The sequence below is a fragment of the Candidatus Hydrogenedentota bacterium genome (genome assembly GCA_016791475.1).
GTDB lineage: Bacteria > Hydrogenedentota > Hydrogenedentia > Hydrogenedentales > JAEUWI01 > JAEUWI01.
Genome location: JAEUWI010000411.1, coordinates 1 through 542 on the forward strand (window position 1 = coordinate 1; position 542 = coordinate 542).

The 542-nt window shown below is 64.8% G+C and carries 2 protein-coding genes; both read right to left on the bottom strand.

Annotated features, from left to right (window positions below):
• The coding region (locus tag JNK74_29965; GenBank protein MBL7650396.1) for an arsenate reductase ArsC at positions 1-243 on the bottom strand (243 nt) is incomplete at its 3' end.
• A gap of 35 nt (positions 244-278) precedes the next feature.
• On the bottom strand, positions 279-542 hold a 264-nt coding region (locus JNK74_29970), incomplete at its 5' end, for a helix-turn-helix transcriptional regulator (protein ID MBL7650397.1).

The window sequence follows — 542 nt, forward strand, 5'->3', positions numbered from 1 at the left end:
GACCGTGATCAGGTAGTCGAACTCCAGGCCGGCCAGGTCGTCGACGTGCTTCGACTCCCGGTTGGCGATGTCGACGCCCGCCTCGGCCATGACCTGCACGGCCCGGGGGTTGAGCGTCGTCGGCGCAGTGCCGGCCGAGTAGGCCTCGATCGTGTCGGGGTGCAGATGCCGGGCCCAGCCCTCGGCCATCTGGCTGCGGCAGGAATTGCCCGTACACAGGAACAGGACGCGGAACTTTTGCATACGCTCAGGCGAATATATTTGGTTAAAAAAAGAGCCTAGCTGCAACACCGTTTGCGCGAGGCCAGGCGAACGTCCTTGGCCAGCTCGGGCACTTCGTCAAAACAGCAACTCAGGCATTCCAGAAGTTTCTGATGCACGGCGCCGCGGGCCGGCGCCAGGCGATAGTAGCTCCATTGTCCTTCCTTACGGGCCAGGACCAGGCCGGCGCGGCGCAGGTAGGCCAGATGCCGCGAGGCCTTGGGCTGCGGCACGCCCAACACGTCGACAATGTGGCAGACGCACAGCTCGCCGTCGCGGAG